At 55.0% G+C, this 23105-nt stretch carries 23 protein-coding genes and 4 pseudogenes; 12 read left to right on the forward strand and 15 right to left on the reverse strand.

What is annotated here, in order from left to right:
* Positions 1–101: 101 nt before the first annotated feature.
* The 3 genes and pseudogenes from HGO37_RS24445 to HGO37_RS24455 all read right to left on the reverse strand — a co-directional run bounded on the left by HGO37_RS24445 (position 102) and on the right by HGO37_RS24455 (position 1801).
* Positions 102–392, reverse strand: a complete 291-nt coding sequence (locus HGO37_RS24445) for a type II toxin-antitoxin system RelE/ParE family toxin (protein ID WP_250985642.1) — start codon at positions 390–392, stop codon at positions 102–104.
* Entirely contained in the window at positions 389–634 is a 246-nt protein-coding gene (locus HGO37_RS24450) for a CopG family ribbon-helix-helix protein (protein WP_250985643.1), read from the reverse strand. The genes HGO37_RS24445 and HGO37_RS24450 overlap by 4 nt, the downstream gene beginning before the upstream one ends.
* Before the next feature lie 259 nt (positions 635–893).
* Positions 894–1801 (reverse strand): annotated as a pseudogene (locus tag HGO37_RS24455) (nucleotidyltransferase and HEPN domain-containing protein).
* 872 nt (positions 1802–2673) lie between these two features.
* Here HGO37_RS24455 and HGO37_RS24460 point away from each other — a divergent pair.
* Both HGO37_RS24460 and HGO37_RS24465 read left to right on the forward strand, forming a co-directional pair.
* Complete coding sequence (locus HGO37_RS24460) at positions 2674–2988, forward strand: helix-turn-helix domain-containing protein (protein WP_250985644.1); 315 nt, start codon at positions 2674–2676, stop codon at positions 2986–2988.
* The gene (locus tag HGO37_RS24465; protein ID WP_250985645.1) at positions 2981–4255 is read left to right on the forward strand and encodes a type II toxin-antitoxin system HipA family toxin; all 1275 of its coding nucleotides are present in this window, start codon (positions 2981–2983) and stop codon (positions 4253–4255) included. Before HGO37_RS24460 ends, HGO37_RS24465 begins: the two co-directional genes overlap by 8 nt.
* 348 nt (positions 4256–4603) lie before the next feature.
* Here HGO37_RS24465 and HGO37_RS26650 read toward each other — a convergent pair.
* Positions 4604–4797, reverse strand: a pseudogene (locus HGO37_RS26650) (hypothetical protein); the annotation flags it as partial.
* Between the two features lie 210 nt (positions 4798–5007).
* Between HGO37_RS26650 and ugpB the strand changes: the two are divergent.
* The 7 genes and pseudogenes from ugpB (at position 5008) to HGO37_RS24500 (ending at position 11738) form a co-directional block, all read left to right on the forward strand.
* A complete protein-coding gene (gene ugpB, locus HGO37_RS24470; protein ID WP_250985646.1) occupies positions 5008–6315 on the forward strand; it encodes a sn-glycerol-3-phosphate ABC transporter substrate-binding protein UgpB in 1308 nt (435 codons plus the stop codon).
* 78 nt (positions 6316–6393) lie between these two features.
* Entirely contained in the window at positions 6394–7275 is an 882-nt protein-coding gene (gene ugpA, locus HGO37_RS24475) for a sn-glycerol-3-phosphate ABC transporter permease UgpA (protein ID WP_250985647.1), read from the forward strand.
* Positions 7276–7284: 9 nt separating this feature from the next.
* Complete coding sequence (gene ugpE / locus HGO37_RS24480; protein ID WP_250985648.1) at positions 7285–8133, forward strand: sn-glycerol-3-phosphate ABC transporter permease UgpE; 849 nt, start codon at positions 7285–7287, stop codon at positions 8131–8133.
* Positions 8133–9179, forward strand: a complete 1047-nt coding sequence (locus HGO37_RS24485; RefSeq protein ID WP_250985649.1) for a sn-glycerol-3-phosphate import ATP-binding protein UgpC — start codon at positions 8133–8135, stop codon at positions 9177–9179. The genes ugpE and HGO37_RS24485 overlap by 1 nt, the downstream gene beginning before the upstream one ends.
* A 104-nt stretch (positions 9180–9283) precedes the next feature.
* Positions 9284–9508, forward strand: a pseudogene (locus HGO37_RS24490) (ATP-binding protein); the annotation flags it as partial.
* A gap of 347 nt (positions 9509–9855) precedes the next feature.
* The gene (locus HGO37_RS26590) at positions 9856–10275 is read left to right on the forward strand and encodes a helix-turn-helix domain-containing protein (protein WP_352230602.1); all 420 of its coding nucleotides are present in this window, start codon (positions 9856–9858) and stop codon (positions 10273–10275) included.
* Positions 10276–10630: 355 nt separating this feature from the next.
* Positions 10631–11738: pseudogene (locus tag HGO37_RS24500) on the forward strand (Fic family protein).
* A gap of 108 nt (positions 11739–11846) precedes the next feature.
* Here HGO37_RS24500 and HGO37_RS24505 read toward each other — a convergent pair.
* Together HGO37_RS24505 and HGO37_RS24510 are read right to left on the reverse strand one after the other, a co-directional pair.
* Positions 11847–12125 carry a putative quinol monooxygenase gene (locus HGO37_RS24505; protein WP_352230603.1) on the reverse strand — a complete coding sequence of 93 codons (279 nt, stop codon included), beginning with the start codon at positions 12123–12125 and terminating at the stop codon, positions 11847–11849.
* A 104-nt stretch (positions 12126–12229) separates the two neighbouring features.
* Positions 12230–13045, reverse strand: a complete 816-nt coding sequence (locus HGO37_RS24510; protein ID WP_250985650.1) for a helix-turn-helix domain-containing protein — start codon at positions 13043–13045, stop codon at positions 12230–12232.
* A gap of 109 nt (positions 13046–13154) precedes the next feature.
* Here HGO37_RS24510 and HGO37_RS24515 point away from each other — a divergent pair, with 109 nt between their 5' ends.
* Complete coding sequence (locus HGO37_RS24515) at positions 13155–13508, forward strand: nuclear transport factor 2 family protein (RefSeq protein ID WP_250985651.1); 354 nt, start codon at positions 13155–13157, stop codon at positions 13506–13508.
* An 880-nt stretch (positions 13509–14388) separates the two neighbouring features.
* On the opposite strand, the gene HGO37_RS24520 is transcribed toward HGO37_RS24515, so the two are convergent.
* Positions 14389–14730 carry a hypothetical protein gene (locus tag HGO37_RS24520; protein ID WP_250985652.1) on the reverse strand — a complete coding sequence of 114 codons (342 nt, stop codon included), beginning with the start codon at positions 14728–14730 and terminating at the stop codon, positions 14389–14391.
* 759 nt (positions 14731–15489) lie between these two features.
* On the opposite strand from HGO37_RS24520, the gene HGO37_RS24525 reads away from it, so the two are divergent.
* Positions 15490–15705 carry a hypothetical protein gene (locus HGO37_RS24525; RefSeq protein ID WP_250985653.1) on the forward strand — a complete coding sequence of 72 codons (216 nt, stop codon included), beginning with the start codon at positions 15490–15492 and terminating at the stop codon, positions 15703–15705.
* Positions 15706–15836: 131 nt separating this feature from the next.
* Here the strand turns inward: HGO37_RS24525 and HGO37_RS24530 are convergent, their stop codons facing one another.
* From HGO37_RS24530 to napE, 8 genes are all read right to left on the reverse strand, one after another.
* Positions 15837–16133 (reverse strand): PQQ-dependent sugar dehydrogenase, encoded by a 297-nt coding sequence (locus HGO37_RS24530; RefSeq protein ID WP_250985654.1) that lies wholly within the window; start codon positions 16131–16133, stop codon positions 15837–15839.
* Positions 16134–16492: 359 nt separating this feature from the next.
* The gene (locus tag HGO37_RS24535; protein WP_250985655.1) at positions 16493–16987 is read right to left on the reverse strand and encodes a DUF2478 domain-containing protein; all 495 of its coding nucleotides are present in this window, start codon (positions 16985–16987) and stop codon (positions 16493–16495) included.
* A gap of 37 nt (positions 16988–17024) precedes the next feature.
* Positions 17025–17726: a NapC/NirT family cytochrome c gene (locus tag HGO37_RS24540; protein WP_250985656.1), complete on the reverse strand. Its 702-nt coding sequence runs from the start codon at positions 17724–17726 to the stop codon at positions 17025–17027.
* A complete protein-coding gene (locus HGO37_RS24545) occupies positions 17723–18214 on the reverse strand; it encodes a nitrate reductase cytochrome c-type subunit (protein ID WP_250985657.1) in 492 nt (163 codons plus the stop codon). Before HGO37_RS24545 ends, HGO37_RS24540 begins: the two co-directional genes overlap by 4 nt.
* A complete protein-coding gene (gene napA / locus HGO37_RS24550; RefSeq protein ID WP_250985658.1) occupies positions 18184–20688 on the reverse strand; it encodes a periplasmic nitrate reductase subunit alpha in 2505 nt (834 codons plus the stop codon). Before napA ends, HGO37_RS24545 begins: the two co-directional genes overlap by 31 nt.
* A complete protein-coding gene (locus HGO37_RS24555) occupies positions 20663–20950 on the reverse strand; it encodes a chaperone NapD (protein WP_250985659.1) in 288 nt (95 codons plus the stop codon). The genes napA and HGO37_RS24555 overlap by 26 nt, the downstream gene beginning before the upstream one ends.
* The gene (locus HGO37_RS24560; RefSeq protein ID WP_250985660.1) at positions 20943–21440 is read right to left on the reverse strand and encodes a ferredoxin-type protein NapF; all 498 of its coding nucleotides are present in this window, start codon (positions 21438–21440) and stop codon (positions 20943–20945) included. Before HGO37_RS24560 ends, HGO37_RS24555 begins: the two co-directional genes overlap by 8 nt.
* 11 nt (positions 21441–21451) lie before the next feature.
* The gene (gene napE / locus HGO37_RS24565; RefSeq protein WP_250985661.1) at positions 21452–21637 is read right to left on the reverse strand and encodes a periplasmic nitrate reductase, NapE protein; all 186 of its coding nucleotides are present in this window, start codon (positions 21635–21637) and stop codon (positions 21452–21454) included.
* A gap of 414 nt (positions 21638–22051) precedes the next feature.
* On the opposite strand from napE, the gene HGO37_RS24570 reads away from it, so the two are divergent.
* Positions 22052–23068 (forward strand): iron-siderophore ABC transporter substrate-binding protein, encoded by a 1017-nt coding sequence (locus tag HGO37_RS24570; RefSeq protein ID WP_250985662.1) that lies wholly within the window; start codon positions 22052–22054, stop codon positions 23066–23068.
* Positions 23069–23105 lie beyond the last annotated feature (37 nt).

Genomic DNA, 23105 nt, shown 5'->3' on the forward strand with positions numbered 1-23105 from the left:
AGCCCAGAAGTCCGTCGCGCTTTACGAATGGGGGTTCGAATCAGCTCAAGGCGATCGCAGCTTCGCCGCTGCCGGTGTTGTGCCTAGGCGGCGCACTGTTTTTACAGCCTCTTCGGCCATTTCTGAGAGGCATGCATTACGGTAATGATCTCGATGTCCTGTCGAACCCGATAAGGGATGATGTAAGGAATGTCGGACAATACCACTTCGCGCGTGCTGGCGATGCGAGCGATGCGTCCAGCGGCTGGCATCTCTGCCAGCATATCGACTGAAGCTACGATTCGGGCAACGACCCGTGCAGCGGCATCTGGGTCGTCTTGTTCTATGTACGCGCCGATTTCGTCAAGTCGCCGCAACGCCCGCACGGTCCAGCGGATGCGCCTCTGCTTCATGACTGAGAAGTCGCCTTGACGTATTTGCCGACGACCCGCGCCACGTCGTCGTCACTGGCGAATTCGCCGCGGTCAGCCTCGACAATTCCGGCTTCAATTTCCGCGAGCTGCCATTCTTCGCGCGACACAAAATCTTCAATGGCCTGAGCTGCCATGTAAGAGCGCGAACGGTCGAGCTTTTGAGCAATCTGGTTCAGACGGTCGGCCACCTCGTCCGGGACGCGGATCGTGAATGCGGTCATGAAAAGGTCCTCTCCTGTTCACCTTGAATATCATTGAACCACTTTGGTTCGTCAAGGTTCAACTGATTATTTTCTAAATCCCCCGTGTTGCCTTGTTTCAGGCTGGCCAATCGATGATCATCCCGCTGATGCCTACCACCCCACGCTCAACAGCGTTACCACTGGGCCGTCAGTTCGGCTCCCTTCAAGAGCTACAGGCCGATGATCACCCCTGTGATGTCATAAAGTGAACCGTTGCGCACTGACTGTATCCGCGCCGTCAGGACTTCGGTTCCTGCCGCAGCTTCTCGATATGCTCCCTACAGAGTGTTTCAATCAGGGTATGAAGTTCAGCCGTTCGTTCCTGAAGCCACGAAGCGCCTCTTCGCTGATCTCGAACTGTTTCGAATAGCGCGCCTTGACGTAGGCCTCGTTGAGAATGTTGTACCATGCGGTAAAGCGCTGCTGGTCACGCGGCCAGATGTCGACCAGCCGCCGGTCACGATCCTCGGAGAGTCCGCGCAGGAATTTCAGGTTATGTGAGGGTGGGCTGTAATTGGTCAGCGTCAGAAGATAGCAGGAATATGCTGTCTCCACCGCTTGGTGGAGATTGAAAGCCGCGTGGTTGTATTGACTGTGAGCGATCGAATATAGCGCGAGTTCAAGGAAAAACTTAGCACTGTTAAGCTGGATACCAAAATGCTCCTCTGCCACCCTGAGCGCGTCGGCAGGGCTAAGCGGCTTTGGTTCGGCCAATGGTCGGTCATCGAACTCGTAGAGGACAATGCCCTCACGGGCGAGATCGACAAAGAAATACTGCCCGTCATGCAGGAAATTGCTGATCTCGCGGGCACCATGCAAGATCAGGCCGACGGGTGTCTCGATTTCCTTGTCCCACATCACCCGGTCGGTGGCCTTGTCCCAGTATTTCGGGTCGGCCAGTTCCTTGTTGCTGACGATGACGAGAATATCGAAATCCGAACGATAGCCTTTCGAGGTATGCGGTTCGTCGACAAAGGTACCGCGGGCATAGGAACCAAACAGAATGATCTTGTAGATCCGCCCGTCTTTTTTCGCATCCGACTGCGAACGCTCGACGACGCCAGCAAACTCTTCATGGATGATGCGGACGATCTTTTCCAGTTCGACCTGCTTTGCCTGCGGAAGATGTCCGATATCCGATTTCATCGCCTTCACCATCGATTCTTCTGAACCGTCACCTTAACCGCGATCGGCAGGCCATTGCTACTCCACAATCTTGTAGTGGTTATGAGGAGAACCGTCGGTGCCAGTGGGGAGCCGAAGCAGACAGCGAGTGGCGGATGGGAATGTTGCCGGGGTCGGAGGTTGGGACTGAACCATGGAGCTTCAAGATCGTGTGGATTCCGCTCAAACGAATGTTGGGACCGTCTGCAATTATTGACTACCCATCAATTGATGTGGAAACGCATCATGTGCTGGAAGATGCTCCGTTCGGCCTAATTCCTGCGGTGAGGCTTGCAGAAATCGCTCAAGTCGAAACGCCCCGCACAAAAGCGGCGTCGAATTCCTGAGCGCCTGCTACGGTCGGGCGTGTGCTGACGACGACCTACTCAAGGAGCTCGATTTTGGCGATCAGGATTTGATTTTGGTGGGCTATGAAGCGCTGACCAATGCGCGCAGTGAGAGCGCTGAGCGCCAAGCAATATGTGGTAGTTCTCAAAAGCGTTGATACGTCACCTTCCCCCGATCTTGTTTTAGTCTGCATTGCGCCACGTATTCATTCCGTGCCTTATTCCAGGCACATCTAGACGGTTATCAGAAAACACCTTCTGCAGTGTTAGCGGATATCTCCGAAAAACAGTCCTACGTCAGATTAAGCTGCCGCTATAAGACGCTGACGGGCGCCGTCAGCATGAAGCAGTCCGCATATGCGAGTATCTTAGATCGAGCAACATTATCAAAAGATATCTAAAAAGATCTTATGTTAAGATATGATCCTAAAAGGTATCTTATTATTGACTTGTGTAATGAGTTTAAGGTATTTCGTCGTATATCGAGCAAAATAGTCGGGTAGGGATATGACACGGTCTAAATCAGATGCCTTGCTGGGAATCGGGCAATTGCTGAAAGGCGCCCGTAAAGCCCGGCAACTGACACAGGAACAGGTTGCCGAGATGGCAGGCATATCGCGTCCCCGCTATCGTGAGATAGAAACCGGAAGCAGTGCTGCGCGCACGACGACCCTCATCAACATCTCCCGCGCGCTCGGGCTTGAATTGATGCTCATCCCGCAAGCGATGGTTCCGGCTGTTGATGCCCTGCTGCGACCGCACGACGATCTGGATGATCTCCCGGCATTCATTGCTAACCCAGATGAGGGTGAGAATGTCTGAGGTTGGTGCCGATCCGAGATCTATATCTTCGCTTGAGGTGCTGTTGAACGATGTGAAGGTCGGCACAATCGTTCGGACGCCCGGCGATTTTAACGCTTTCAGCTTCGAGGGCAGTTATCGCGCAACCGGCGGCTTGCCAGTGCTCAGTCTGTCTTTTCGCGCAGCTACTGGCGGCTTGCGTAAGGATCCGAAACCCGTCGCAAGAGCGTTACCGGCGTTCTTTGCCAATCTGCTTCCCGAAGACAAGCTGCGCGAGGCGATGGAAATACACCACGCGGGGAGTGTTCGCGCGGGAAACGATTTCGACCTGCTTGTCGCTCTCGGTTCGGATCTGCCTGGCGCAGTCCGCGTCGTGCCGAGTGACAGAACGGTTGGGCGTTTCGACAACCTGCCTGCTCCCAAGCCGAAGGCCCGGTTCTCGCTTGCCGGCGTCCAGATGAAGCTTTCGGTCATCAAGAATACGGGTAAGGGCGGTGGACTGACACTGCCGCTCGGCGACGACCAAGGATCCTACATCGCCAAGTTTCCATCGACCTCGTTTCCCGGAGTGTCGGAAAACGAATATGCCAATCTCGCATTAGCAGAAGCGATCGGGATGGAGGTGCCGGAACGGGAACTTGTCGAGCAGTCAGAGTTCGAGGGTATACCAAAGGAATTTGAGACGCTGGCTGATGGAAAGGTCCTGCTCGTCAGACGCTTCGATCGCGGCGCAAACGGCGAGCGCATCCATATTGAGGATTTCGCGCAGGTGTTCGGCGTTTATCCCTCGCGGAAATACGAAGGGGGGGCCTATCATGATATCGCCGCAGCCCTGAACGTTGCCATATCGTCCACCGCCGCTCTTGAGTTCGTCCGCCGGTTGGCTCTCGCTGCCATCACCGGAAATGGCGACATGCACTTGAAGAACTGGTCACTGATCTATCGCGAGGCAGGCGAGAAGCCGCAACTCGCACCTGTCTACGATATGCTCGCGACAATCCCTTACATCCCCGCGGATGCCATGGCTCTGTCGCTGGCCGGCGAGCGGTCCTTCAAGGCGCTGAACGTGCAGCGGTGGAAAGCCTTAGCCAATCGTGCACGGCTGCCGGAAGCGGCCGTGCTCAAAGCGGTGGTCGATACAGTTGAACAGGTGAACGGATTTTGGTGGTCGCTGCCGGAACGAAAAGTCGTTCCGGCGAAGGTCCTCGAGCGTATCGATACGCATGTAAGACTGATGACGCCGATACTTGGCACGTGTGCGGAGCGATGCCCTTCGGCCGAGCGGTAGACTCCCTATCCTTAGCTCGTTCCCCAGTCCTCCTGGCGCGTCTTCACCCGTTGCCAGAGGGCATCGTCGACAATTCTAAGCGACGGCACCTCCTGCACGACATGGTGCTCGGAAGCATTCTCCCGTGAGACCCGACGTTCCGTTGTCGGATTTTTGCGATAAGCGAGTCCCTGCAGGCTTCTGATCTTGGTCCCCGTCGACGGCTTCTGCGGGTCGGTGCCCGCGTTGGCCACGGCACTGGCAAGCCGACGACCAAGGTGATCGAGGAAGCGACCGACATGCTGGCTTTCGTAGCCCGTTGGACAGGCCTCGAAGTAGGAGGGTAGACCGTCACCACCAACCTGGAGTAGTGTCGCTCTCGATACGGATCTCCGCTGAAAGTGCCTGCTTCTGGAGTTCAGCGGTGATGATCGGTGCAACCCTGTCAGCTACCCAGGTCGGTAGTTGCCGGTGCACCTCGCTCGACCAGCGCTTCTATAGGCCTTCGATAGTGAGGTTCCGCCCTTGAAGACAAAACGCGGGAAAGAAGAACATTGCCGCAGAAGTCCGTGTTCACATCTTTCGCATGCGCCTTTTGATTGTGCACAGCCCGCGACAACCGACTGTCACAATTTCATTGCAGGTTCATCTGTTTTCGTTTTCAATGCGAGTTGCTTCAAACGAAGCGAGCTCACGTTGGATCGGGAGGATCTGTCGTGGGACCATACTTGGTCAGTGTATAGCTAAACCAAGTGGAACATCAGGGAGGCACCATGTCCACGAAACTCTTCGTTGCATCCGCAGCGACCCTCGCCTTTTCGCTTTCTTTCGGCGCATCCGCCTTTGCTGCCACGGAGCTGCAGTGGTGGCATGCCATGACCGGCGCAAACAACGAAGTTGTCGATCAGCTCGCAAAGGAATTCAACGAAAGCCAGAGCGACTACAAGATCATGCCCGTCTTCAAAGGCACCTATCCGGAAGCTCTCAACGCCGGGATCGCTGCATTCCGCTCGAAGCAGCCGCCCGCGATCATCCAGGTCTTCGATGCAGGCTCCGGTGTCATGATGGGCGCAGAGGGTGCCATCGTTCCGGTCGCCGAAGTGCTCGAGAAGGGTGGATTCGAGTTTAAGAAGTCGGACTACCTTGCCGGTATCGTTGCCTACTACTCAAAGCCAGACGGCACCATGCTGTCCTTCCCGTACAATTCTTCATCGCCGATCCTCTATTATAACAAAGACGCCTTCACCAAGGCCGGACTTGATGCAGAGAACCCGCCGAAGACATGGCCTGAGGTGTTCGATGCTGCGCGAAAGATCAAGGAGAGCGGTGCGGCGCCTTGTGGCATGACGTCAACCTGGTTGACCTGGATCCAGACCGAAAACTTTGCCGCATGGAACAATGTTTCCTATGGCACAAATGAAAACGGGCTTGCTGAAGGCACGGTCGAGCTGAAGATCAATTCGCCGCTTTATGTGCAGCATTTCCAGTCCATCGCAGACCTAGCCAAGGATGGTGCGTTTCGTTACGGTGGCCGCACATCTGAGGCAAAGCAGCTCTTCCTGTCAGGCGAGTGCGCCATCATGACCGAGTCGTCGGGTGGTCTGGGTGACATCGTGAAGTCGGGAATGAACTACGGTATCGGCCAGCTTCCCTACTACGAGGGCAATGGCCCGCAGAACACCATTCCGGGCGGCGCCAGCCTCTGGGTCTTTGGCGGCAAGAGTGATGAGGAATACAAGGGCATTGCCCAGTTCTTCAATTTTCTGTCTCAGACAGAGATCCAGGCACGCCTGCATCAGGTTTCCGGCTATCTGCCGGTGACCAATGCCGCCTACGAGGCGACCAAGGCGTCGGGGTTTTACGAGAAGAACCCGGCGCGTGAAACGCCGATCCTGCAGATGACCGGCAAGGCGCCGACCGAAAACTCCAAGGGCGTCCGTCTCCCGAATCTGCCCCAGGTTCGTGACATCATGAACGAGGAGTTCGAAGCGATGTTGGCCGGTTCCCAAGATGCCAAGACGGCGCTTGACCGCATCGTCGATCGCGGCAATGCGGCCATCGCCGCCGTCTCCAGCAACTGATCTGCCAGACCCAAAACACTGTCCGCATCGTCAGGTGCGGGCAGTGTTTTTTTCTTCGGCCGACTGAGGAGCTTCACCTTGCACACGGTTCACTTCCCGAACAAAATCCTGCCCTACCTGCTCTTGGCGCCCCAGATCATATTGACCGTGGTCTTCTTTTTCTGGCCCGCGAGCCAAGCGATTTATCAGTCCATGCTCAGGGAGGATCCCTTCGGGCTGAAAAGCACCTTCGTGGGGTTTGCCAATTTTTCGGATATCCTTTCGGATCCCAACTATCTCCATGCGTTCCAGGTAACGATCATTTTCAGTGCGCTGACCGCTCTTGTATCGATGGCGGTTGCGCTACTTCTGGCGACGGCCGCTGACAAGGTTGTTCGTGGCCAAACCTTTTACCGCACCCTATTGATCTGGCCCTATGCCGTGGCTCCCGCCGTTGCCGGTATGTTGTGGCTCTTCATGTTCAACCCAGCCATGGGAACCCTGGCATATCTGCTGCGCTCAACAGGCTTCGACTGGGATCCACTTCTGAAGGGCGACCAGGCGATGGCTCTCATCGTCGTTGCCGCTGCATGGAAGCAGATCAGCTACAATTTCCTCTTCTTCGTCGCCGGTCTTCAGGCAATTCCGAAGTCCCTGATTGAAGCTGCCGCGATCGATGGTGCCCGTGGCAGCCGACTCTTCTGGACGATCATCTTCCCGCTTCTGGCACCGACGACCTTTTTCCTGCTGGTGGTGAATACGGTCTACGCCTTCTTCGATACCTTCGGCATCATCCATTCGGTAACCGGAGGCGGCCCCGCGAAAGCCACTGAAACCCTGGTGTACAAAGTTTACAATGATGGCTTCGTAAACCTGAACCTCGGCTCATCCGCCGCGCAGTCCGTCATCCTGATGATCATCGTGATTGGCCTGACCGCCTTCCAGTTCCGCTTCGTTGAGAAGCGGGTCCATTACGGATGAGGACCGGACATGATTGAAAATCGACCCATTGCCAATCTGATTGGCCACCTGATCCTCGTGATCGGCATCATCATCGTTGCCTTTCCAATCTATTACACGTTCATCGCCTCATCGATGAGTTCGCAAGACATCATCCGCCCCCCGATGTCACTGCTCCCGGGCGGCCATCTGGCGGAAAATTATAAAGAATCCATGTCCACCGGCGTCGAGCGTGTTGTCGGAGTCAGCCTTGAGCGCTTGCTCTTCAACTCGTTCGTGGTTGCGATCGCAATTGCCGTCGGCAAGATCATCATCTCGTTCCTGTCGGCATTCGCCATCGTCTTCTTCCGCTTCCGTTTCCGGATGTTCTTCTTCTGGATGATCTTCATCACCCTGATGCTGCCGGTCGAAGTGCGCATTCTGCCCACCTACAAGGTGATCGTGGATCTCGGATTGATAGACACCTATGCGGGTCTGACTTTGCCGTTGATGGCATCAGCCACCGCCACCTTCCTCTTCCGCCAGTTCTTCCTGACAATTCCAGGCGAACTGGTCGAAGCTGCGCGAATCGACAACGCCGGCCCCTTCCGCTTCATGAAGGATATCCTCCTTCCGCTTTCGACCACCAACATCGCAGCGCTCTTCGTGATTTTGTTCATCTACGGCTGGACCCAGTATCTCTGGCCTCTTCTGGTCACGAATGACGCAAAGATGAACACGATCATCATCGGCTTGCGCCGCATGGTCGATTTCACCGACGCCTCCACGCCCTGGAATTACGTCATGGTTACGGCGATCCTCGCAATCATCCCTCCCATCGTTGTGGTCGTTCTGATGCAGCGATGGTTCGTCAAAGGTCTTGTGGAGACAGAAAAGTAATGGCCCAGATTGTTTTGAACGATGTCCGCAAGATCTATGGTAATGTCGAAGCCATCAAAGGCGTGTCTCTAGAAATCGCCGATGGAGAACTGGTTGTCCTCGTTGGGCCTTCAGGCTGCGGCAAGTCCACGCTGTTGCGCATGATAGCCGGGCTTGAGAGCATTTCGGGCGGCGAGATCGCGATCGGGGGCCGGGTCGTGAACAAGTTGGAACCCTCTGAGCGAGACATCGCCATGGTGTTCCAGAACTACGCACTCTACCCCCACATGACGGTTCGCCAGAATCTGGCCTACGGCCTGAAAAACCGCAATATGCCAAAGGACGAGATTGACCGGCGTATCGAGCAAGCTGCAAAGGCGCTCGAGATCGAACAGTTCCTGGAACGCAAACCGCGGCAACTGTCCGGTGGCCAGCGCCAGCGTGTCGCTATGGGCCGCGCCATCGTGCGGGAGCCGGCGGCCTATCTCTTCGACGAGCCGCTGTCGAACCTCGATGCAAAGCTTCGCGTGCAGATGCGCGTCGAGATCAAGCGGCTGCAACGCTCGCTTGCCACGACCAGCGTCTACGTTACCCATGACCAGATGGAAGCGATGACGCTCGCCGACAGGCTTGTGGTCCTGAATGCCGGACGCATCGAACAGGTCGGCACGCCGATCGAGCTCTATGAGCGTCCGGCCACGACTTTTGTGGCGACCTTCATCGGTTCACCCTCCATGAACCTGCTTCAGATTGCGAGGGCGACCGGTAGCTGGTCCATGACCGACGCGTCGGTTCCAACCGGGACCGCCACCCTCGGCATCAGACCGGAAGACCTCCATATGATCACGGATGTGCCCGGGGACGAGATCTTCACCGCAAACGTCAAGGTCGCCGCGGTCGAGCTGGTTGGGGCTGAAAGCTATGTCCATGGAACGCTCGCCGATGGCAGCGACATCGTCTTCCGCGTGGCAGGTCGCTCGCGGATCGAGATGGACGACATGGTGCAGATCGGCGCAAGGGCATCTGACTTGCATTTCTTCGACGCGAATAGCGTTCGTCTCGACTGATGCTACGGGTGAAGGTCTAGCGGGGTCATATCCAGGCCCCGCTCGACACCGCGGCAATACGGAAATCATTTTCTGACAAGGCTGGCGCCTCCAATTGCGATTCGACGGAAGATGGTGTCGGAATGTCACCTGAAGTCTTCGACCAGGCGATGGAACCCTATACGACACGCTCGATAACCGGTGGCTCGGGACTCGGACTGGCATTGGTCTACGGGTTCGTCCGTCAGTCAGGCGGTAAGGTCAGGATCACCTCTCGTCTGGGAGAAGGCACACGCGTGGCGCTTTGTTTTCCTTCCGTCCAAGTCAGATACGACACCGAAACAGGCTGATTGTGAGCAGGTCTGACCTTGGCCTATGGCCATTGCTGTTGAGTTCAGCAGGGTTTGATTCGTTTCATTTCGCGTTAGCCCACCAGATCCGGTGTAGTGAATTGTCAGCAAACAAATTTATTCGGCCTGAGTGGATCACGGCGAGTGGAAAACTGGATCGAACTCACGCGAAAATTAACAACTTTGATCGCTGATTGATTTTTTTTGGCGGCATGTGGGATAGCATCATTTGATCCTTCTTTGGATCGAACCGGCGCTGTTGCGGCGACTTGTCTCGAAGCTATTTCGAAAGTCGGTTCATCAAATAACAAGAGAGACCTAACGAGAAAATTGAAACCATCGATCACTTGTTTGTCAACGTCACGAATGTCGAGCAGTCAGCTCAATGGTACCAGCGGGTGCTTGGAATGCGGCGAGTGGACTATGGTCAAGGTGCAGATCATTCGCGGACAGCGATGCTTTTTGGAGAGCAGAGGGTTAATCTTCGGTCGGTAGCTGTAAGCACGCAAGAGTGGTTCACTGCCGATCACGATGCTGCAGGCCGCGATGATCTCTGCTTCCTTAGTCCTCTCGCTTTCCAGCGTCAGATGCGTCTTCTGGAAGCACGACAACTCCTGTCTACAGGCGGCAGGAGCGTCTCAAGCGTGGCATTTTCAGTAGGGTATATAAGTCCTTCGCAGTTCAGCCGTGAATACAAAGGCATGTTCGGCACGTCGCCCGTCGCTGATCTTACAAGCCCCGAAGCCAAGACAGCTGTACGACGGTGATCTAATAAAGGCTGGCGGCCCAGAAAATCGATGAGCTTGGCCGCATGGGGCCGAAAACGGCCTGATGCCCACGTGAAAAACCGCCCGACTAATTCAACAATATGGACGCAATGCGGTCATGGGCTCATGATTGTTGACTACATAACAGTTTTAGGTGGGTAGCGTCTTGGATGTAGCATCACGAATGCTCATGCTGTTTCTTTCGACGCCAATGTCGAGGCAACCGGAGATGGTTACCTGTCTACCATTGTCGTGTTGATTGGTAGCCCTAGATCGTGGTGCTGCGCTATAGATGTGCTTGCAATAGCTCATCTATAGCGGCAAATATGAGCTATAGAAACGGCGGCTATAACTCATGAAATGGAACTGGCAAAACACTGGTTGGCCGAATTTCAAGTACGATTCCGCAAGCCTAGCACCGCTAGAGCAGAGATTCTTGCAGTCCGCCGGCGAGGTTATCGGAGCTGTGCGACATTTCAACGATGACGACAGCAATCAACTTCGTATTGAATTGCTGAGTGACGAAGCGGTCAAGACCTCAGAGATTGAGGGGGAATTCCTGGACCGCATGAGTGTCCAATCATCCCTCGGTCGGCAGTTCGGGCTGGACACTGATGATAGGCAGATCCGTCCCCAAGAGCGGGGGATCGCCGAGATGATGGCGAACGTCTATCAAAGCTGGCATAGGCCTCTGCATCATGAGGGACTGTTCCACTGGCATTCAATGCTGATGGCCGGAAACCGGTACATTGAAACGGTTGGTGTTTACCGCAAACATGAAGACGCCATGCAGATCGTGTCAGGTCGATTGGATAAGCCGACAATCCACTTCGAAGCTCCCCCGTCTCATCAAGTTACCGGTGAGATGGATACTTTCATCGCATGGTTCAATCAATCCGGGCCAGATGGTCAAACGTCGCTTCAAGCGTTGACGCGCGCAGCAGTAGGCCATCTATATTTTGAAAGCATACATCCATTTGAGGATGGCAACGGCAGAATTGGGCGTGCGCTTGCTGAGAAATCCCTGGCTCAAAACATTGGGCAGCCAACTCTCATTTCACTCGCCTTCACAATCGAGAAGCGCCGGAAGGCCTACTATTCCGAGCTTGAGCGGCACCAGCGCACGCTCGATATCACCAACTGGATCATTTTCTTTTCAGAAACTATCCTGGAGGCTCAACAGGCGACGCTTGAGCGCATAGATTTCTTCATTCAGAAAGCAAAGTTCTATGATCGGTTTCGGGGCCAGCTAAACCAGAGGCAGCAAAAGGTAGTCGCGCGCATCTTCAAAGAAGGCACGGCTGGCCGCAAGGGGGGGGCTATGTGCCGAAAACTACATTTCGATCACAGACACATCCCGGGCTACAGCAACACGCGACCTTCAACAGCTCGTGGAGATCGGTGCACTGACGCGGACAGGCGAGCGTCGCCATACCCGGTACTCGCTGTCATTGAAGAAATAAACTGTTGCTAGTCTCGTGAACTCCCCCAACATAATTATCTACGTGAACGATTGTTCGATTCCGCTCAAGGCGTTAGCCGGGGTAATTGTGGCCGCTCTACAATAGAGATTATCTACTTCGAGTATGCCATTCCTCCTGTACGTTCTGCTTCCGCTGAATATCATCGGCGCACGCCCGGTCGTCGCGCAGCTTTTGCCACATCGAAATTTTTCGCTCGCCGGCCAGCAGTTCCGGCTGGGCCTCGTGCCACGCAGCGCGATAGGGCCGGGCGAGCTGCACGGTCAGAACGTCCTCGTGGCTTTGCCAGGTTTCGTGCAGCATGAAGCGGTTCTCGTCTGCCGGATCCGCATGTAGCGCCGCGTCAACGAACATTTCTTCGTGGCGCATGGCTTCCAAGACGCCGGTCAACAGATCCAGGAAGCGCGTTGCTCCTCAGGTTTCACGGCGAACTCGATCAGATAGGTGACGCTCATCAGTCGTTCCTTGAGGTCTCATTCATATTGCATTAGCGCCGACCGCGTCTCCGCATCGGCAGGGTAGAAGCATTCGAGCGCCAGTTCCGCAAGGGTGACGCTGGTGGCGGTGCTAAACACGGTCGTCGTCGACATGAACCGCAGTATCTGGTCGCTTCCCGGCATCCGCAGTTCCAGCGGCACGGCGAGAAGCGAATGCAAGGAAGGCGCGTTCAGATCAGCTGGAACTGGATACGCGAAAAGTTCTCTGAAGAGTTCGGACAGGAAGGGATCGTCAGATCCCTCAATTTGTACCCGCAACCGCTCCAGCACATGCTGGCGCCATTCCGCCAGGTTCACGATCCGCGTCGCGAGCCCCTGCGGATGAAGACTCAGCCGTAGTACGTTGAGCGGCGGCGTAAGCATCTCCGGATTGATGCCCTCGAATAGGGCGCCTGCGGCCTTGTTCGCCTGCACCAGCGTCCACCGGCTGTCGATGGCAATGGCCGGGAAAGGATCGTGGCCATCAAGGATCGCGCCGACCGTCGCCCGTATCCCGGACATATCGGGCGCATTGAACACGGTCTCCGCATAAGCGGGTGCGTAGCCGGCCGAGAGCATCAGCCTGTTGCGGGCACGAAGCGGCATGGCAAGCCGCTCGGCCAGTTTCAGAAGCAGGTCGCGGCTCGGCGAGGAGCGTCCGCTTTCCACGAAGCTCAGATGCCGCGCGGAAATTTCCGCGTCGAGCGCGAGTTCGAGCTGGCTCATGCGTCGCTTCGCGCGCCATTCGCGAAGCACGGCGCCAACTGTGGTGTGAGGAGCAAGTGGGGCGGTATTGGTGACTGCTTCGGTCATACTGGGAGCCTAGCAGAGTAGACGCGAAAATCGATTACCTCAGAGGTAATTGTTTCGCGGCTAAAGTCGCGTCAGCCTTGAGATCACAACCAAAGACAGGAACATCACTATGACCGACCACCTCTCGATCGCCAACGCCTATCTCGCCCTCTGGAACGAAGCTGAGGACGTGAACCGCACCCGGATGCTGTCAGAAAGCTGGGCGACAGACGCCCGCTATGCCGATCCGCTGATGCAGGGGGAGGGGCCGGATGGAATTTCTGCCATGATCCGTGCCGCTCGCAGCCGTTTCCCCGGCCACCGTTTCGAGCTTTCTGGCACGCCCGATGGCCACGGACCGTTTGTCCGCTTCGCCTGGGACCTCGTCTCGCCGGAGGATGTGACCATCGCTCGCGGCATGGACGTTGTGTGGCTCGACGATGCCGGGAGAGTGCGAGAAGTCATTGGCTTTCTTGAGCGGTAGATTCCAGAGCACTTTGTGCCTCTCCAACCTACAGTCGGCGGGTGCTTTGTGCCCGCCTTGATGATGAGCTTGCAGAGATGCGTTCCCGGGGCATTCACCTTATCGCCGTGCAATCTTCGGAGCCATGTTTATGGCAATGTCCAAGAGCCCTTTGCGAGCGATCAGATCGACCACCTCATAATGAAAGCGTTCGACCCGATCTTAGACTTGCCCGGTCGACAAATCGTGTCGCGTTGGTGCGGCACCTTCGCGTCAGCAAGCGATAGTCCTGTTATGGTGGACGAACCAGCTGAGAACGTCCGGCTTATTATTGTGACCAATGGCAGCGGCGCGTCGACCGGTTTTGCGCTCGGTGAGCAGGTCATTGAGACACTCTATTCATAACGTCGTTGCCGGCAAAACGCGTGCCGCGCGCAACACCATTGCCATACCCTTGGTTTCCGCGCCAATGGTGATGGCCAGTAAGTAGGCGACAACGACCGCGAAAGGACATATTGCGTTCATGACACCTAATTCAAGGTGCTGAATGAACTGCACTACTTTAACAACTTTTTACCAATCCGGATTTCGGCACAATTCCATAGCCGGGCGGCAGCCAATGGAAGAGCCTGATCCCGTAATCGGCCGGGCTAAGGTGCGATGCCAGTCGGTCATGTCGTTTGTATTCCCTTTTTATCGCGGTAATCCTGTGGAAAAGTATCGGGATACTGCGCTCTATCGACGCGTCCACGGCGAGAGCGTTGCTATCGCGATAAGGATGTTCAACAGGAAGCTCCCACATCACGCAAGTGATGCATCGTTGCCCTAGTGTTGCTTGACTTTCGGAACGGCTTCCCGCGCGGGTGCTCTCTATTACCACATTTGTCACGCGGCGTAGGACTCAGCTTGCAAGGTTCTTTGCTTCAAGGCCAATGGTCACGGCGAGTGTGAAAGCAACGAGCGTGGCGACCAGGAATGCCACAGCGAAGGCGGCGGTTGCCTTCACAACGCCCATTCCAGGACTGAACCACCTTATCTCGGCTTGCGCGTACCACAGTACAGCGAGCACCATTACGAAGACGCCGACAATGACACCTTGGGCATGCGGCATGAACAGAAAGTCGAATGCCAGGCCGACGACAAATGCAAATGGTGCGGCGACATAGCATTGACTAAAAAAAGGAGGGCGCAGAGAGTCCCGTGTGATCCTCGTCGAATGATGGACCAACGTGGCGACAGCCATGCAAAGCGGGTAAATCCCGAACACCACCCCGCGCGCGATCAGCAGGTTCGACCCGGACCCCAGTTCCTTCCCCGCAACCCCCGGTATCATAAGCGGACGGAAAGGCACCTGACAGCCCCTGGGACAGTAGAAGCGTGATTAGCAGAAACAAGGGAGGACTCAGGGTGTCTTCGTACTGGTCCTCGGGCCTGTCGGTCAGTTCGCTGTCGGCATACCGCATCATGCTCAAGGGTCTGACAACCGCGCGCCACATGGTGATCGGATAGAAAAGTAGCCAGGAAACCAGTTCGTAAAGCAACTCCTCAAGGGACTTGAGCAATTTCATGAAGTCCAAGGCCATCTCCTTCGCCGTCAACGCAGTGTCGTCCAATCGCCCAGCATGCTTGGCACCGTTACATGAGATCGTGGCGGACACCATTTGCGAGAGCCGCTATTTCAACCTGACAAAGCTTTATCGTGTTCTAGGTAAATATTGGCTGTTTTCAACTCCTCGATGCCTGGTCATGATGGCATTGCAATTCCTGGAGATCCGGTTTCAATTCTCCGTGGAGATACACTCTGAGAGGCCGAGCGAAGAAAACGGTCCGCAATCTGATGATGCTCGTCCTTGCGGTCCTCGCCGCAGCACCGACTTTTGCCGACGAGGTTCGGCGCTAACCCGTCCACTTCTCGCCCGGATCATCAGGCTACAGGATCAAGGCTAAACTGAAAGGTTACGAGACCGTCGAGTACTCTGTCGGGGTAAACGCCGGGCAGAAGATGAGCGTACAGCTCGGTTCAGGTAACTCGAGCCTTTACGTCAATGTGTTGGCGCCTGGTGCCAGTGCCGCCATGTACAACAGTTCGATGGAGAGCAACGGAACGACCATTACAATCCCGTTCAGCGGCAAGTACGTGATCCACGTATACCTGATGCGCAATGCCGCCCGTCGGGATGAAGCGGCGGACTATACGCTGACGCTGTACGTCGAGTGATTTCCCGGTGAGGAGGGAGGATATCGCGAGAATGACGACACCTTGCAGTTCAGGTCTGCGACGAGGCGAGGTCGATTCGCGGGTTTCCAAGTGGTGATTGCCACGCGACAGGATTTTCCCCTTTTAGAGGCTCAGCCGATCGTCGTTGGCGGAGCGGGCTGGTTGCTGCTTCTGGTGTATGTCGCGGTCGCCTCCTGCGCTGCAGCGATATCGAGCAGACCGTTCTGCCCGCTATACTGCACGACTGGAACACCGGAAACTTCAAGCTTCTCGCCAGCCTGCGTGGTTAAGAGCAGACGGCCTTCCTTCTCCGTCACCAGAATCCTTCCGTCTGGTATGAACGCCATCGCCCAAGGCGTGGCAAACTGCGCAATTGTTTCGATCTTGAAGGGCAGGGTCTTTTCAGCGGGTTTAGAGCCTACGTTCACTTACGCCATCAGGCAGAAGGGCCATAGGGCAGAGATCATCAGAGTTATGAGCATCGCCCGGTTTGTTTTCCGCGTTCATAAATACATCGCCTGTTCCTGATCCAACACATAGTTCGTATCGTGATGTCACGTCTTCGGAGCTTTGTCATAACGCTTTCCACCAATCGTTTCGTCTACGGATCACACACAATCTGACTGACAATGTTCAATTGTAAGAAATGGTTCATGCAATTTATGGTGGTTGCTTGGCGCAACGAAGCGTGGTGGTTAGGTGACGGGCTGCGACTGTTAAACGGGTCGTCGCATGTGAATAAGGATAAATCGAGGGACGTGACGGATTGGGCTTATTCTTGTCGGTGTTAAGCTCCTTGTACCCACTGAACAATGCCATGTGGGTCTGCGTTTAGCAGCTCGGCCAGCCCACCAGAAAATGACATAAACGCATCAAGATTAAGACCTTTGACGCCGATGACCACGGGTGTGTCGTTTTCCATAGCCTCGACGATCAGCGGTACGAAACCACGGCCTTCGGCTTCGTGTTTGCCGAACTTATTGACGACAAGCACTGTGGCACCGTCGGAGTGCGCAGCAGCCGCTACTGTTGCAGCTTCGAGAGCTGCGCTATCCAAACGGCAGCCGGTTGAAAGTTCGCCCAAGTCTTGGCTGATACGAAGAACCGGTCCATCGGGCAATATTTTCAGATCCATATCGCATTTGCTGAGATTGGCCCCTTTATACGGTGCATGGATGGCGCCGGATGGCTTGATGCCGACTTCTTCGAACAGCTTGACCACCTGTGACAGGCACAGGTCCATCTCTTCACCGTCGGTCATGTTGACGTATCCAAGCCGCATGTTTTTTCCTCATATGCTCTTTCTTAGTACTGGAAACTCAGTGAACAGATTGGTGTGCATCTGCAATGGCACGTTTAAGGTCGTCAATTGCGGAAGCAGACGGCAGTTGTTCGCCCTGAAGTTCAGGTGGCATTTTCCAACCGGGATCAATACCTTCCATGCTGGGAAGTTCATGAGCGATACCCTTGTGACAATCAATGCACGTCGCCTTGCCAGGGAGCAAAAACCTGGAATGGATGTCAGCCGCACGTTGTGTCTGCTTGGTGAAATCCATGGCAACCGATGCATGGCAATTGCGGCACTCAAGGCTGTCATTTGCTTTTAGACGAGCCCACTCGTGCTGGGCAAGTTCAAGCCGATGGTCGAGAAACTTCTTGCGGGTATTAATGGTGCCAAAGATTTTGCCCCACACCTCCTTGGATGCCTGCATTTTGCGGGCAATCTTGTGGGTCCACTCATGTGGTACGTGACAGTCAGGACACGATGCCCTCACCCCTGAACGGTTGGAGAAGTGCACCGTTCGGGTTAGTTCCTCGTAAACATTGTCCTTCATTTCGTGGCAGGAGATGCAAAATGCCTCCTTGTTGGTCATTTCCAGCGCAGTATTGAACGCACCCCAGAACATGACCCCGCCAACAAAACCGCCAAGCGTCAGGAAGGCCAGGCTGAGTGTCGCTGCCGGTGTTGAAAGCACGGTCCATACCCAGAGCAGCAGCTTTTTGACACGAGTAAACATCATTCGCTTCCTGCTTTTTTGACACCCATCTCGCTCATATCCTGAAAGGTGTTTGGCACGAGTGGGCGCGTGTCCGCCTGCGGCACGTGGCACGCTGTGCAGAAATAACGACGCGGTGAAACGTCAGCCAGCATCTGGCCTTCGCGCGTCATGTAGTGGGTGACGCTGATCATCGGTGCACCAGCATCCTGAGAGAATTCACGCTTGTGACAGGATAGACAGCGGTTCGCGTTCACTGACAGCTGGTAGCCGTCAATTGAGTGCGGAATGACCGGGGGCTGTTCAGGATAAGCGCGCATCCGTTTCAGGTCGTCAATGATCCACTTGGGAAGCGGTTTGGCCGCTTCCGTTCGCATTGGATCGCCACTTGGGCCTGAAAGTTCAGGCACCATCTGGGCAAAAGCGCCTGTTGTAATAAGCGCAATAGTACTGGCGGCGACAATCCAGCCGCGTCTCGCAATTATGCGACGGGTTCTAGTTTGACTGCGCATTTTTTGTAATCCGTTTGTTTGGAAATGGGATCGGTTGCATCCAGCGTCACCTTGTTGATGAGCTGGCTGGCATCGAACCACGGCACAAAGATCACGCCGGGCGGCATGCGGTTACGGCCGCGTGTTTCAACGCGGGAGCGTATTTCACCCCGCCGTGAGATGATGCGGATTTCTGAGCCCTGATTGAAACCACGTTTGCGCGCATCCTCTGCATTCATGAAACAGCGTGCACCCGGGAATGCCTTGTAAAGTTCCGGGACGCGCATGGTCATGGAACCGGAATGCCAATGTTCAAGCACACGGCCGGTAACCAGCCATGTGTCGAATTCGTCATCAGGGGATTCCGCTGGTGGCTCGTAGGGCACGGCAATGATTGCCGCCCTGCCGTCCTTGTTGCCGTAGAATTTCACGCCTTCGCCCGGCTTCACATAGGGGTCGTATCCCTCGCGGTATCGCCAAAGGGTTTCCTTGCCATCGACAACCGGCCAGCGCATGCCCCGCACTTCGTGATAAGCGTCGTAAGGCGCCAGATCATGTCCGTGACCACGGCCAAAAGCGGCATATTCCTCGAACAGACCCTTCTGCAGGTAGAAGCCGAAGTGTTTGGCCTCCTGATTTTCATATTCAGTGCTGACTTCGCTCAACTGGAATTTGCCGACATCGCTGTCCTTATACAGGACGTCGTACAATGTCTTGCCGCGATATTCCGGGTTGGCATCCAGAATGTCGGCGGGCCAAACCTCATCTGTTGTAAAGCGTTTTGAAAACTCGACCAGTTGCCAGAGATCCGACCGCGCCTCGCCGGATGCTTGTACCAACTGATGCCAGACATGGGTGCGGCGTTCGGCATTGCCGTACGCGCCTTCTTTTTCAACCCACATGGCCGCGGGCAGAATAAGGTCGGCACTCATTGCGGTGATCGTTGGATAGGCATCGGAAACAACGATGAAATTCTCTGGATTGCGATAACCGAGATAGGTCTCGTTGCTGGTGTTGGGACCAGCCTGAACGTTGTTATTGACCTGAACCCAGTAGAAATTCAATTTTCCGTCATGCAGCATGCGGTCCTGCTGAACCGCATGATAACCGGGCTTTTCCGGAATGATGCCATGCGGTACTTTCCAGATTTCCTCGGCATGTTTGCGATGATCGGGGTTGGTAACTGTCATATCCGCCGGCAGGCGGTGCGCGAACGTGCCCACCTCACGCGCTGTCCCGCAAGCCGAAGGCTGGCCTGTCAGTGAGAACGGGCTGTTGCCCGGCTCGGAGATCTTGCCCGTCAGCAGGTGAATATTGTAGACCATTTGATTAGCCCACACTCCGCGCACGTGCTGATTGAAGCCCATGGTCCACAGTGACATGACCTTGCGATTTGGGTCGGCATAAAGCTCTGCAAGCTCTTCCAGAAAGCTTGCTTCGACGCCGGTCATCTTCACCGCTTTTTCCAGCGTATATTCGGCAACGAAGGCCTTGAACGTCTCGAAGTCAATAGCTTCCGTCTTGGCCGGATCGGCAGAGTTGGCAGCATTGATCTCCTGCGGGTCATCAGGGCGTCTGCCATAACCAATATCAGTCACACCTCGGACGAATTTGGTATGGTTCTTGACGAAGTCCTTGTTAACGCGACCTGTCTGGATGATGTGGTTGGCGATGTAGTTGAGGATCACCAGATCCGTGCCCGGCTTGAACACCATCGGGATGTCGGCCAGGTCCATACTGCGGTGGGTAAAGGTCGACAGAACAGCAACCCGGACATGTTCATGGCCTAGACGACGGTCCGCGATGCGCGTCCAGAGAATGGGGTGCATTTCTGCCATGTTCGAACCCCAGAGTACAAAGGCGTCTGCGTGTTCGAAGTCGTCATAACAACCCATCGGCTCGTCCATGCCGAAAGTGCGCATGAAAGCGTAGGCGGCTGAAGCCATACAATGGCGAGCGTTCGGGTCGAGATTGTTCGAGCGAAAGCCAGCACGCATCAATTTGGTTGCCGCATAACCTTCAAAAATCGTCCACTGGCCCGAGCCAAACATGCCAACAGCAGTCGGTCCTTTGTCTTTCAGGACACGCTTGCACTGCTCAGCCATCACATCGAAGGCCTCATTCCAGCTTACCGGTTCGAATTCACCATCCTTGGCATAAACGCCGTTTTTCTTGCGCAAAAGGGGTGTTTGCAGACGGTCCTTACCGTACATGATCTTGGACAGGAAGTAGCCTTTGATGCAGTTCAGGCCGCGGTTAACTTCCGCCTGCATGTCGCCATGCGTGGCAACGACCTTACCTTCCTTGACACCAACCATCACACCGCAACCGGTGCCACAAAATCGACAGGGTGCCTTGGACCATTTTATTTCCAGCGCACTAACGCCGCCTGAAACAGGCTGTGCGGAGGCCGGCAATGCAATACCTGCCGTTGCCGCTGCAATGCCTGCGGCATGCGCCTTTACTAAATCACGCCGCGTTAATTGGCTGCTCATCGCCGCTATTCTCCTCTATGTCGACGTGTTCAAAAACCATGTTGGCCGAGATCACCCCGTCGAGTGTCGAAATATAAGTCAGCACACCGCCCATCATGCCGCTGCTGGAACCTTCGATGACGATGACAATCTTGCCGTTACCCTCGCCGTGGATTTCCACATTTTCCAGTCCCTGCAGTGTCGCCATGACTGACTGGGTCAGTTGGGGCAGCGTGGCCACGACAGCACTGGAAACGTGATATCGCTGTGTATTTTCAACCATATTGAACCTCGGCAGATCGTTCGTTGATCTCGATCACATTGGCCGGACAAACGGACACACATGCTCCGCATCCCGTGCATAGGGCCTCGTTGAGTTCTGGAATAAAAGGACCGCCGAGCCTTGGACGGAAGCGGATGGCCTGCGTGGGGCAGGCGTCACGACACGCCTGGCAGTCCACTTTCTGAAATGCCAGACAGTCGCCACCGATTACCATGGCATGATCGAAATGTGCTGCGAGGTCGAGCTTAAAAACCGGTTCCGGGCATGCGGCGGCACACTGACTGCAAAAGGTGCATTCACCTTCTGAAAAATCCAGTGCAGGCAGCCGGTCGACCATTGAAATGATCTTGGTAGGACACTGTTCCACGCACTTTCCACAGCCGCTGCATGCAGTGAGATCACTCAACGTGACCCCGGGAGGACAGATACGTTGTTTTGGGGGCTCAGTTCGGCCTCGCAGTAGGTCTCTTCTGGAAATGAGGTTTGACATCACCACAGCTCTCAGTGACCGGGAGGGCCAGGGGGCCCGTAAATGATCTGGAATGCCCAGACGATGAAACCGTAGGCACCGACAAATCCCACAGCCAGGACCGGCCAGATACCGAAGGCAAGAATGCCAAACGTAATCAGTTCTCTTGTCCGACTTGGTTTGGGTTGCCCCGCCTCGGCAGATACAATTTTAGGCATTGCCGTATTCCTCTCAGATTCATGAGGGATTATAGCAATATGATTGACGCACTCAAGTGTTTGATTTTGTTAATAATTCGTCAAAAATGACGAAAGTCAAAAGATAGTATGCAAGTTGTTGATTTTAAAATAGGCAGGCGCCTTCAAATTGGGCGCAGAAAGGTTGCCACAGCTTTTTTTGGCAGAATTTTGACGGTCCTGATGTTTCAATACTGGACGCTTCAGACAATCCGAATTGTCGCGGGAAAATGGTGTTGCTAATATGAGATTATTTCCACTTAGTCGGCGGGCAGGGTACAACCTATGGAAATCCGGAAACTGAGGCAGCACTTTTGCGTAATTTTGAAAGCGGGGCGCGTGGATTATTAATTACAACACGCTCGCCCTAAACAGGGCTGTCGTCGCTATTGGCACATGGTGCGCATCGGCGAATTGATTTTCAGACGTTGCGCTGGCCTTTCTGGCAAGTTATGTCAAATCATGAATACCTCTCTCATGTTTGGTTCGTCCATGCGCTTCATCACTCTTGCTTTGCTCGGTAGCCTGTTAGCATTTCCCGCTTTCGCCCAATGTGAAGGCAGGCTTATTGAGAACGGTGCGATACTTCATCCGCCACTGTGCGCACCTAAGGAGCCCAAGCGCATCATATCTCTTGTCCCTACCTTCAGCCTCGGCATCGCGCTTGAACTGGGTCTGCCTATTGTCGGTGCTCCCCTATTCGGTATGAGCGATTTGGATCTGAAATCGAAAGCGGAAGCTGCGGGTGTGGTTGATCTCGGCTCATTTATGGAACCGAGCATCGAGAAAATCATCGCACTTCAGCCAGACCTTATCATCGGCAATGACTTTATTGGTGAGGAAGCATACCAGATGGCCTCGCAGTTAGCGCCGACGGCATTGCTTACCGGTGCGAACTGGAAGGAGTTCTATCATACTCTGGCAAACGTCGCGGGTATCTCGGACGGTATAGCGGGTCGCTTTGCTGAATACGAAAAGCGTGTTGCAGCAATTCGCGAGCGAGTTCCAAAAGACCTGCGTGTCTCCGTCGTCCGCATCACGCCGTGGGAGTTTCAAGTCTACCTCGATGAACCCGATGCATGGGCACCGTTTGATGTGATGCGCGAGGCAGGTGTGCGGCGTACTGATTTCGAAACGTCGAAGACCAATATCGGGACGAAACGCCTCGATTTCGAAGGACTAGCTGGTCTCGATGGAGACATCCTTCTCTACATCGTCGGGGGCTCCAACGATTCCGCGACCAGCGGTCGACATGAGGCCGTACTTGCGAATCCGTTGTGGCAAATGTTGCCAGCGGTCAAGGCGGGACGCGTTTACCGCGTTGATGCCGCCACCTGGATTGAGTTCAGCGGATTGGCGTCGACTCACAAAGTTCTCGACGATATCGAGAAATATATCATCGCGAGGCCCTGAAGTGGCGCTCGTCACGCCCAAGCGGAGGTCGGCAACG

The sequence above is a fragment of the Rhizobium sp. CG4 genome (genome assembly GCF_023701965.1).
Classification (GTDB): domain Bacteria; phylum Pseudomonadota; class Alphaproteobacteria; order Rhizobiales; family Rhizobiaceae; genus Agrobacterium.

Bases quoted from the DNA above. Each gene is read 5' to 3' on its own strand.
- HGO37_RS24450 (WP_250985643.1), bottom strand. From the start codon at position 634: ATGACCGCATTCACGATCCGCGTCCCGGACGAGGTGGCCGACCGTCTG.
- HGO37_RS24555 (WP_250985659.1), bottom strand. From the start codon at position 20,950: ATGGTTGAAAATACACAGCGATATCACGTTTCCAGTGCTGTCGTGGCC.
- HGO37_RS24515 (WP_250985651.1), top strand. From the start codon at position 13,155: ATGACCGACCACCTCTCGATCGCCAACGCCTATCTCGCCCTCTGGAAC.
- HGO37_RS24545 (WP_250985657.1), bottom strand. From the start codon at position 18,214: ATGCGCAGTCAAACTAGAACCCGTCGCATAATTGCGAGACGCGGCTGG.
- HGO37_RS24510 (WP_250985650.1), bottom strand. From the start codon at position 13,045: ATGACCGAAGCAGTCACCAATACCGCCCCACTTGCTCCTCACACCACA.
- HGO37_RS24465 (WP_250985645.1), top strand. From the start codon at position 2,981: ATGTCTGAGGTTGGTGCCGATCCGAGATCTATATCTTCGCTTGAGGTG.
- HGO37_RS24520 (WP_250985652.1), bottom strand. From the start codon at position 14,730: ATGGCTGTCGCCACGTTGGTCCATCATTCGACGAGGATCACACGGGAC.
- HGO37_RS24460 (WP_250985644.1), top strand. From the start codon at position 2,674: ATGACACGGTCTAAATCAGATGCCTTGCTGGGAATCGGGCAATTGCTG.
- HGO37_RS24525 (WP_250985653.1), top strand. From the start codon at position 15,490: ATGAGCGTACAGCTCGGTTCAGGTAACTCGAGCCTTTACGTCAATGTG.
- HGO37_RS24570 (WP_250985662.1), top strand. From the start codon at position 22,052: ATGGTGCGCATCGGCGAATTGATTTTCAGACGTTGCGCTGGCCTTTCT.
- HGO37_RS24485 (WP_250985649.1), top strand. From the start codon at position 8,133: ATGGCCCAGATTGTTTTGAACGATGTCCGCAAGATCTATGGTAATGTC.
- HGO37_RS24445 (WP_250985642.1), bottom strand. From the start codon at position 392: ATGAAGCAGAGGCGCATCCGCTGGACCGTGCGGGCGTTGCGGCGACTT.
- ugpE (WP_250985648.1), top strand. From the start codon at position 7,285: ATGATTGAAAATCGACCCATTGCCAATCTGATTGGCCACCTGATCCTC.
- ugpB (WP_250985646.1), top strand. From the start codon at position 5,008: ATGTCCACGAAACTCTTCGTTGCATCCGCAGCGACCCTCGCCTTTTCG.
- HGO37_RS24535 (WP_250985655.1), bottom strand. From the start codon at position 16,987: ATGCGGCTTGGATACGTCAACATGACCGACGGTGAAGAGATGGACCTG.
- HGO37_RS24540 (WP_250985656.1), bottom strand. From the start codon at position 17,726: ATGATGTTTACTCGTGTCAAAAAGCTGCTGCTCTGGGTATGGACCGTG.
- napA (WP_250985658.1), bottom strand. From the start codon at position 20,688: ATGAGCAGCCAATTAACGCGGCGTGATTTAGTAAAGGCGCATGCCGCA.
- HGO37_RS24505 (WP_352230603.1), bottom strand. From the start codon at position 12,125: ATGCGCCACGAAGAAATGTTCGTTGACGCGGCGCTACATGCGGATCCG.
- HGO37_RS24560 (WP_250985660.1), bottom strand. From the start codon at position 21,440: ATGTCAAACCTCATTTCCAGAAGAGACCTACTGCGAGGCCGAACTGAG.
- napE (WP_250985661.1), bottom strand. From the start codon at position 21,637: ATGCCTAAAATTGTATCTGCCGAGGCGGGGCAACCCAAACCAAGTCGG.